At 69.8% G+C, this 8,181-nt stretch carries 8 protein-coding genes, 2 pseudogenes and 1 riboswitch; of the genes and pseudogenes, 2 read left to right on the plus strand and 8 right to left on the minus strand.

Annotation, left to right across the window (positions count from 1 at the left end):
- Nucleotides 1-124, minus strand: a pseudogene (locus tag CV1CTNOD_RS17465) (IS4 family transposase); the annotation flags it as partial.
- Between the two features lie 41 nt (nt 125-165).
- Between CV1CTNOD_RS17465 and CV1CTNOD_RS17470 the strand changes: the two are divergent.
- A pseudogene (locus CV1CTNOD_RS17470) lies at nt 166-474 on the plus strand (ISAzo13-like element transposase-related protein); the annotation flags it as partial.
- Nucleotides 475-785: 311 nt separating this feature from the next.
- Here the strand turns inward: CV1CTNOD_RS17470 and ribH are convergent.
- The 5 genes from ribH to rpe form a co-directional block, all read right to left on the minus strand.
- Nucleotides 786-1,262, minus strand: a complete 477-nt coding sequence (gene ribH, locus CV1CTNOD_RS17475; RefSeq protein WP_131787114.1) for a 6,7-dimethyl-8-ribityllumazine synthase — start codon at nt 1,260-1,262, stop codon at nt 786-788.
- The gene (locus CV1CTNOD_RS17480) at nt 1,259-2,662 is read right to left on the minus strand and encodes a bifunctional 3,4-dihydroxy-2-butanone-4-phosphate synthase/GTP cyclohydrolase II (RefSeq protein ID WP_131787115.1); all 1,404 of its coding nucleotides are present in this window, start codon (nt 2,660-2,662) and stop codon (nt 1,259-1,261) included. The genes ribH and CV1CTNOD_RS17480 overlap by 4 nt, the downstream gene beginning before the upstream one ends.
- Nucleotides 2,659-3,411, minus strand: a complete 753-nt coding sequence (gene ribE, locus CV1CTNOD_RS17485) for a riboflavin synthase (protein ID WP_131787134.1) — start codon at nt 3,409-3,411, stop codon at nt 2,659-2,661. The genes CV1CTNOD_RS17480 and ribE overlap by 4 nt, the downstream gene beginning before the upstream one ends.
- A gap of 123 nt (nt 3,412-3,534) precedes the next feature.
- Nucleotides 3,535-3,663: riboswitch (FMN riboswitch) on the minus strand.
- Nucleotides 3,664-3,816: 153 nt separating this feature from the next.
- Entirely contained in the window at nt 3,817-4,377 is a 561-nt protein-coding gene (locus CV1CTNOD_RS17490; RefSeq protein WP_131787135.1) for a dCMP deaminase, read from the minus strand.
- Between the two features lie 102 nt (nt 4,378-4,479).
- A complete protein-coding gene (gene rpe, locus CV1CTNOD_RS17495; RefSeq protein ID WP_131787136.1) occupies nt 4,480-5,178 on the minus strand; it encodes a ribulose-phosphate 3-epimerase in 699 nt (232 codons plus the stop codon).
- A 386-nt stretch (nt 5,179-5,564) separates the two neighbouring features.
- Between rpe and CV1CTNOD_RS17500 the strand changes: the two genes are divergently transcribed.
- A complete protein-coding gene (locus tag CV1CTNOD_RS17500) occupies nt 5,565-6,035 on the plus strand; it encodes a hypothetical protein (protein ID WP_131787116.1) in 471 nt (156 codons plus the stop codon).
- A gap of 66 nt (nt 6,036-6,101) precedes the next feature.
- Here the strand turns inward: CV1CTNOD_RS17500 and CV1CTNOD_RS17505 are convergent, their stop codons facing one another.
- Both CV1CTNOD_RS17505 and CV1CTNOD_RS26880 read right to left on the minus strand, forming a co-directional pair.
- Nucleotides 6,102-7,523 carry an RsmB/NOP family class I SAM-dependent RNA methyltransferase gene (locus CV1CTNOD_RS17505; protein ID WP_131787137.1) on the minus strand — a complete coding sequence of 474 codons (1,422 nt, stop codon included), beginning with the start codon at nt 7,521-7,523 and terminating at the stop codon, nt 6,102-6,104.
- A gap of 59 nt (nt 7,524-7,582) precedes the next feature.
- Nucleotides 7,583-8,181, minus strand: a 599-nt coding sequence (locus tag CV1CTNOD_RS26880) for a methionyl-tRNA formyltransferase (RefSeq protein ID WP_278043928.1), incomplete at its 5' end; no start/stop codon positions are given.

Here is an 8,181-nt window from a genome sequence, read left to right on the forward strand (position 1 = left end):
GCCCGGTCGCCGCGACCACCTCGTCGACCAGCGCGTCCGGGAACCGCGCCGCCAGCACCCCCAACCCGACCCGGTCCACCAACCGGTCCTCGGGCTTCTCCCTGACCTGACCACGTCTCGGCACCCACCAAACCTATACGATCAGACATTAAGTTCCTGGTATTGGGCCTGGAGGTCACGGTCTGTCATTTCCCGCCAGCGACCTCGAAGTGGAACAAGATTGAGCACAGGCTGTTCTCGTACATCAGCGTCAACTGGCGCGGCCGGCCGCTCACGACCTACGAGACCGTGGTGAGCCTCATCGCTAACACGACCACCACGACGGGCCTCGTCGTCCGGTGTGCACTCGATCCAGCCGACTACCCGGCAGGGATCAAGCTATCTAAAAAGGAACAGGAGGAGATCCCGTTCAAGCGGCACGATTTCCACGGCGAATGGAACTACATGATCACGGCCCGCAAGCCCGATCTCTAATAATCAAATTATTTCAATACGACTTCTATGTGGTCGCGAACCGCTTATCTCGATCTCTCCAGGAGACTAACCGATAAGTTCACCGTCGCATGCTCGCCCGGCGACTCAGCGCCAGTGCTTCGCTTCTTCTACTTCTTCTTCATCTCACTGCTGATCTTGCCGGTTATGGGAAGTTCTTGGAGCGGGTTGCTGAACCGAGGAGGTTCCCGCGGGCAGCCTGCCTTTGCGGTTCGACAACGTTCTCCGGCGGCGCGCAGAAGCACGATCGCGCCGCCTTCGGTCCAACCACGGTCCAACGGCTCGACCACGGTCTAGCTGTGGCGCAGTTCCCATAGGACGTTCGCGGTCTCCAGCACGGCGAAAGTGGCTTCGCGTCCCTTGTCCTCCGTCGAGGAGGGCAGACCCGCACGATCCCGCGCCTGCTCGACCGTGTCACAGGTCAGGACGCCGAAACCCACCGGGACCCCGCTATCCAGGGCGACCCGGGTGAGCCCCTCGGTCACCGACTGGCAGACGTAGTCGAAGTGCGGGGTGCCACCACGGATCACCACGCCCAATGCCACCACCGCGTCATGGTTCACGGCCAGGGCCGCCGCCACGACGGGCAGTTCGACCGCGCCGGGCACCCGGACCAGCACCGGGGAGGTGACACCGGCGTCCTTGGCCGCCCGCAGCGCGCCGTCGACGAGGGCGTCGGTGATCTCGCCGTGCCAGCGGGTTGCCACAACGGCCAACCGCAGACCTGCGCCATCTGGGACCAATGGCGCCGGCAAACCATAACCGCTCATGCCGACTCGCCCTGACATACATCCGCCATCATCAGATCCTCGTCCGTCACCACCGGATCCGCATCCGTGCGGCTCACGCCCGCGCCCGCGCTCGTAGTCGCGCTCCCGACGCAGTGAAGCGGGACGTCTGCGCGGACTCCCCCGGCCTTCGGCAGGCCCGGCAGTTTCGGCAGGCCTGGCAGGTCGTGCCCCATCCGGTCCCGCTTGGTGGTGAGGTAGCGCAGGTTCTCCGGGGTGAAGTTCACCGGCAGCCCGACCCGTTCGACGATCTCCAGGCCGTAGCCTTCCAGACCGGCCCGCTTGGTCGGGTTGTTCGTCAGCAGCCGCATCGTCCGGACGCCGAGATCGACCAGGATCTGGGCGCCCGTGCCGTAGTCACGCGCGTCCGCCGGTAGGCCGAGAGCGAGGTTGGCGTCCACGGTGTCGTGCCCGGCGTCCTGCATCTGGTACGCGCGCAGCTTGTGGATGAGGCCGACGCCGCGACCCTCGTGCCCCCGCATGTAGAGGACCACACCCCGCCCCTCCTGGGCGATCATGCGTAGCGCGGCGTCGAGTTGTGTCCCGCAGTCGCAGCGGCGGGAACCGAAGACGTCACCGGTGAGGCATTCGCTGTGCACCCGCACCAGCACGTTACGGCCGTCCCCGATGTCGCCCCTGACCAGCGCCACATGCTCCACGTCCTCGATGACGCTGCGGTAGCCGAAGGCACGGAACTCCCCGTAGGGGGTGGGGATCCTCGTGTTGGCGACCTGCTCCACGTGCTGTTCGCTGCGCCGCCGGTACGCCACCAGATCGGCGATGGAGATCAGCAGCAGTCCGTGTTCCTCGGCGAACTTCGCTAGTTCCGGCAGGCGGGCCATGGTGCCGTCATCGTTGACGATCTCGCAGATGGCCCCGGCGGGACGCAGCCCCGCGAGCCTCGCCAGGTCCACCGCGGCCTCGGTGTGGCCGGGGCGCCGCAGCACCCCACCGGCCTTCGCGCGCAGCGGGAACACGTGGCCGGGCTTGGTGATATGCGCGACGGTGGTCGCCGGGTCGGCGAGCAGCCTGATGCTCAGCGCCCGGTCGGCCGCGGAGATACCGGTCGTCACCCCGGCCCGGGCGTCGACGGAGACGGTGAACGCGGTACCCATCCGCTCGGTGTTGTGCGGGACCATCTGATCGAGTTCGAGCCGGTCGAGGTCGGCTCCGTCCATGGGTACGCAGACCACTCCGGACGTGTAACGGATCATGAAAGCCAACAGCTCCGGCGTGGCCTTCTCCGCCGCGAAGATCAGATCGCCTTCGTTCTCCCGGTCGGCGTCGTCGACAACGACGACCGGTCGTCCAGCGGCGATCTGCGCGACCGCCTCCTCGACGGGGGCGAAACGCGCGTCACCGACTGACAAAGATGTGATCATGACAGTTGCCTGCTCCCGCTGTGGATGATGGGCGTGGTGAACGAACCGGCGCCGGTCGCGTCCCCCGCGGTGACGAGCTTCTCGACGTACTTCGCCAGGACGTCGACCTCGAGGTTGACCCGCTCCCCCACCGCCCGCCGGCCAAGAGTCGTTGCCTGCAACGTCGTCGGGATCAGGCTCACCGTGAACGAGGCGGGCGTGGACGCGCTCGCCGTGACGACTTCGACGACCGTCAGGCTGACGCCGTCAACGGTCACGGATCCCTTCTCGACGAGATAGCGCTCCAGACCCGGCGGCAGGCCGATGCGCACGATCTCCCACTGCGTGTCCGGGCCGAAGGTGACGCGATCATGCTCTGTCGCGTCACCGGAGGCCGTCGCAGATGTAGCGGATGTGCTGGACCGGCGTTCGAGTACCGCGCCGACGCCGTCCACATGCCCCTGCACGAGATGCCCGCCGAGGCGGTCGGCAAGGCGCACGGGACGTTCCAGGTTGACCCGGTCACCGGCGGACAGGCCGCCCAGGGCCGAACGGTCGAGCGTCTCCTGCATGACGTCGGCGGCGAACGCCTGCCCGTCGCCGCGAGGAAACCAACTGGTGACGGTCAGACAGACCCCGTTGACCGCGATGGACGCGCCCTCGCTGACGTCCTCGAGCACCTTCGTAGCATCAATGATCAGTCGGGCCGCGGCCGGCCGCGGCTGGACGGCCGCGACTACGCCGAGTTCTTCGACAATGCCGGTGAACATTCCTGGCGTGCCCTCTCGTCTCGGCACCACGTCCGAGACAGAGGCGATCACGCGGGACACGTCCGGCACATGGCGCCGGCACGGGCCGTCGACGGATCTGGAACCGCCGGGCGGCACACACCCGCGCGCGTCCTCCCATCCGGACTTTCACCGTCGGTCCCGGAATTTCACCGGGTCAGCCGCCCGCTGGCTGCGGACGGGTCGCGGACTGTCACCGCCGGCTCGGAGTTTCACCGACCCCGGAGCGCGCATGCTGCTAACTACCTGACCAAGTCTTGCACATGGAGACGGCACAGGTGCAAGAAAACTCACTCGATACCGGAAAGCAATGTTCTAATCACGCTTAGTCCAGATTCACGTGGCCGCTTCGCCGGATAGTTCACATGATCACTTCATGCGAGCACTTCACGTGAGCAGATGCGCGTTGACCGCCCGGACCGCGGCGGCGAGACCTGGAACCTCGACGACGTCGAGACCGACACGCCGCATGATCTCCGCGCCTTCGCAGTCGACGAACACCTCGGGTTCACGCCAGGCGAAGACCACCCGGCGGATCCCCGCCTCGATGATCAGTTCGGTGCACGTCCGGGGCCGCGACGCCCGGGCGCTGCACGGCTCCAGCGAGCTGTAGAGCGTCAGCGAGCTGGCGGACGCCGGCGGGCCGCTCGGCAACGCCCGGTCGGCCCGGTCGGCCCAGTCGGCCCAGTCCGGTCCGTCGGACCGGTCTGGCGGGTCTGGCCGGGCGAGCCGCGCGAGCCTGCGCAACGCGACCTCCTCGGCGTGGTCATGCGGGTCGAGCTCGCGGGAGTGACCGGTCGCCAGCACTCGTGCGGACGCGTCCGCCGTCGCGCCCACCGATCGGTCGACGATGACTGCGCCCACCGAGAACGCGCTCGGTGACGGCGGGCAGCGCCACGAGATCTCGATCGCCATCCGCAGCCACCGAACATCCTCGCCGTCTGGCACGTCGACGTCTGATGTCTCAACACCAGGTGTCTCGGTGTCTGACGTACCGACGGGTGGTTCCCGGCGTCCCGCATCCGCCCCACCGTCCGCCGCCACGGCCACTCAATTCTTCCCGAGGACCGGTGCCACCAGCCGCGGGGAGGCTTCCAGCGCCTGCGCGCGCAGCGCCTCCAGCGCCGCGGCAGGATCGGCAGCACCGTAGACGGCGGTGCCGGCGACGAACACGTCCACCCCGGCCTGCGCGGCCCGCTCGATGGTGTCGGCGTTGACCCCGCCGTCGATCTGCAGCCACAGGTCCAGACCGCGGTCGTCCAGCAGCCGCCGGGCCGCCGCGATCTTCGGCAGGACCTCGTCCATGAACTTCTGGCCGCCGAACCCGGGCTCGATGGTCATCAGCAGCAGCAGGTCGAAACGGTGCAGGTCATCGGCATAGCGCTCAACGGGAGTGGCCGGTTTGACCGCGAGCCCGGTGCGCGCGCCGGCGGCCCGGATGGCGTCGGTCGTGCGAGGCAGATCGGTGACGGCCTCGGCGTGGATGGTCACGTTCGCCGCACCCCGCTCGGCGTAGCCGGCGGCCCACCGGTCCGGATCGTCGATCATCAGATGGCAGTCGAGCGGGATGGTGGTGACCTTGCGCAACGCGGTCACCGTGTCCGGCGCGAACGCCAGGTTGGGGACGAAGTGGTAGTCCATGACGTCGACGTGCAGCCAGTCGGCGTGCCCCTCGACCACACATGCCGCTTCGGCGATCCGCCCGAAGTCGGCGGCCAGCAGGCTCGGGTAGATCTGCGCGGTTGCCACGCCAGCGAGCGTATCGACCAGGCCGGACCCACTGTGGATGTCGAGCCGCGGGAGGACCTTCGGCGGCTCGGTGAGACGTCCGGCCATGGCATCCGACACCTGTCGCCACACCTGCTCGCCCCACCGGCAACGGATCCGGTTTCCGGGGTCCGACCCCGGTCGGGGTCACGACGCGGGCCGCGCAGCCGTCATCACGTCGTGGGACGTCCGTGGCACCGAGGACATGGGGCATTCCTCCGGGTCCGGACGAACCCGGAGGGGGTGAACGTGGTGGTCACGCGTCTGCCATGGACATCGCACGGGAACTTCCCGGACCGGAACGGACGCGCAAGGTATGGACGTGACTGCTCTACGTCCGCTGTCCCCGGGTCGAGAAAGGATTGCGAATGGTGCGTATCAACCCCCGTGGCCTGTCGGCGTCGCGGCGCCGGCAGGCCACGATCCTGACGACGCTGGTGACCGCCGCCGCGCTGACGGTCGGCCTGTCGGTGGTGGCCGCGCCCGCACAGGCCCAGGACCTGTGCGGCCAGCCGTCCTCCCCCTGGTCCCTCCGGGAACAGAATGCCGGCCCGGGGGCTCGCGTCGAGGTCTGGCAGCAGCAGAACACGCTGCTCGTGCGCCTGGCCAACCTTGAGAGCAACGGCAAGACCAACGTGTTCGGGGAGGCCGGCAGCACCAGGCAGGGCAATGATCTTGGGCGGACGGCGTCGATCGGCGACGCGCCTTCCGGCAGCTGGTGCTCCGACACCGGTACCGGCTACATCTGGGGGGCCCTGAGCTGGGATGTGAACGGCACCCACTACTGGCGAGCCATCGCATGCGGCCCCAACGGTTGCGTCAAGAGTCAGGTCTCCTGACCATCGCATGCCCGGCTCTGCCCCCGGGGCCGGCAGGGCAGAGCCGGAAACCCAGAGCCGGAAACCCTAAAGCCGGCGCAGCAGGGCCAGGAACATCGCGTCGGTGCCATGCCGGTGCGGCCACAACTGCACGAACGGGCCGTCACCAAGAGCCTCCACCTCGGGCAAGTACGCCCGCGCATCCAGGACGGACACGCCGCCGTGGCGCCCCACCACATCCGTCACGACCTGGGTGCTCTCGGCCGGGTGCGGCGAACAGGTCACATACGCGACCACCCCACCAGGACGCACCAGCTCGACGGCGGCGACCAGCAGTTCCCGCTGCAGGAACGACAGAGGCACGACCTCGGCCGGCGTCCGGCGCCAGCGAGCCTCCGGCCGACGACGCAGCGCCCCCAGACCCGTGCAGGGCACGTCAGCGAGCACCCGGTCGACGCTCCCCGGGCGCAGCGGCGCTGCGCGCCCGTCAGCCTGCACCACCGTCACGTTCGACCGGCCCGGCGTCGTGCCGGCAACCGGACTCCCCGACACGCCGGCCACCGGGCCTCCCGCCGCGCCGGCAACCGGGACCGCCACCGCACCCGCCACCAGCCGGGCCCGGGTGGCCCGCGGCTCCACCGCGACCAGCCTGGTCCGCGGCAACAGGCCCGCCAGCAGAGCGGTCTTGCCGCCCGGACCGGCGCACAGATCGACGCTCACCCCGGTGTCCGCCCCTACCGTCGCCACTCTCGACAACGCTGTCACGACCAGCTGGCTGCCCTCGTCCTGCACCCTGGCGCGGCCGGCGGAGACCTCCGCGAGCAGCCCCGGATCCCCACCGGCCAGCCGGACCGCGTACGGCGACCACGGACCAGGCTCGGCAGCCAGACCGGCATCCCGAGCCGCTCGCAGCAACCCGTCCCGGTCGATCAGGCCGGGACGGGCGACCAGGTGGGTGCAGGGACGCTGGTCATCGGCCTCCAGCGCCGCGCGGGTCTGCGCGAGGTCGCCGCCGAGGGCCGCGGCGAACGTCTCGACCACCCAGCGGGGATGGGAGGTGACCGTCACCAGATGGCCGACCGGGTCGTCGTCATAGCTGGGCGCCGACAGCAGCACCGCGAGATCACCGCCGGTCTCGGCCACCCGGGCGGCGACCCGGCGCAGCACCGCGTTGGCGAACCGTACCGGCCGCTCGCCACTGGTCCGGCGGACCAGGTCGACGGTCGAGGCGACCGCGGCCCGCGCCGGCACCCGGGTGTGCAGCAACTGGTAGACGCCCAGGCGCAACGCGTCCCGTACCTGCGGGTCCACGGCGTCCACCGGACGGTTGGCGACCGTGGCGAGCAACCCGTCCAGGACACCCGAGGCACGCAGGGTGCCATAGGTCAGCTCGGTGGCGAACCCCCGGTCCCGGGCAGGGAGCCGGCGTTGCGCCAGCAGGGCCGGCAGCAGCAGGTTCGCGTAGGCGCCGCGCTCGTCGACGGCCCGCAGGACCTCCCAGGCGAGCATCCGGGCGGGATCGACCCGGGACGTCCGTGGCCGCGCCCGTGCGGTACCGGCGGCCGGGCTCACGTGAACCTTTCGCCGTCGGCGAGGCGGGCCCCGCGTGCCCAGGCCTCGGCGGCCATCGTGGGACGGCCCTCGGGACGCACCTCGCCGAGCAGCACGATCCCGCTGCCGGTTCCCACCCCGATCTCCCCGTGACCAGCGGGGACGGCGATCTGGCCGGGAACCAGCAGCCCGGCACCGGCTTCTCTCGCCGTTGCCGGCGGACGCACCGGGCCGAGCTTGATCCGGTGGTCACGGAACGTCGTCCAGGCGCCAGGCGCCGGAGTGGCTGCCCGGATCAGCCGGTCGACGCGGTAGGCCGGTGCGGACCAGTCGATCCGCACGTCGGCGACGTTGAGCTTCGGCGCGATCGACACCCCGTCGGCAGGCTGCGGCCGTGCCTGCAGCAATCCGTCACCGATCCCGTCCAGCACCGCCACGAGCAGCCGGGCACCGGCTTCGGCCAACCGTTCCAGCAGGTCGCCGGCGGTGTCATGAGCGCCGATGGGTTCGGTCAGCGTCCCGTAGACCGGACCGGTGTCGAGGTCCTCCTCGATCTGGAAGACCGACGCGCCCGTCACGTCGTCGCCTGCCAGCAGGGCGCGCTGCACGGGCGCGG

The organism is Protofrankia symbiont of Coriaria ruscifolia, assembly GCF_900634745.1.
Classification (GTDB): Bacteria; Actinomycetota; Actinomycetes; order Frankiales; family Frankiaceae; genus Protofrankia; species Protofrankia californiensis.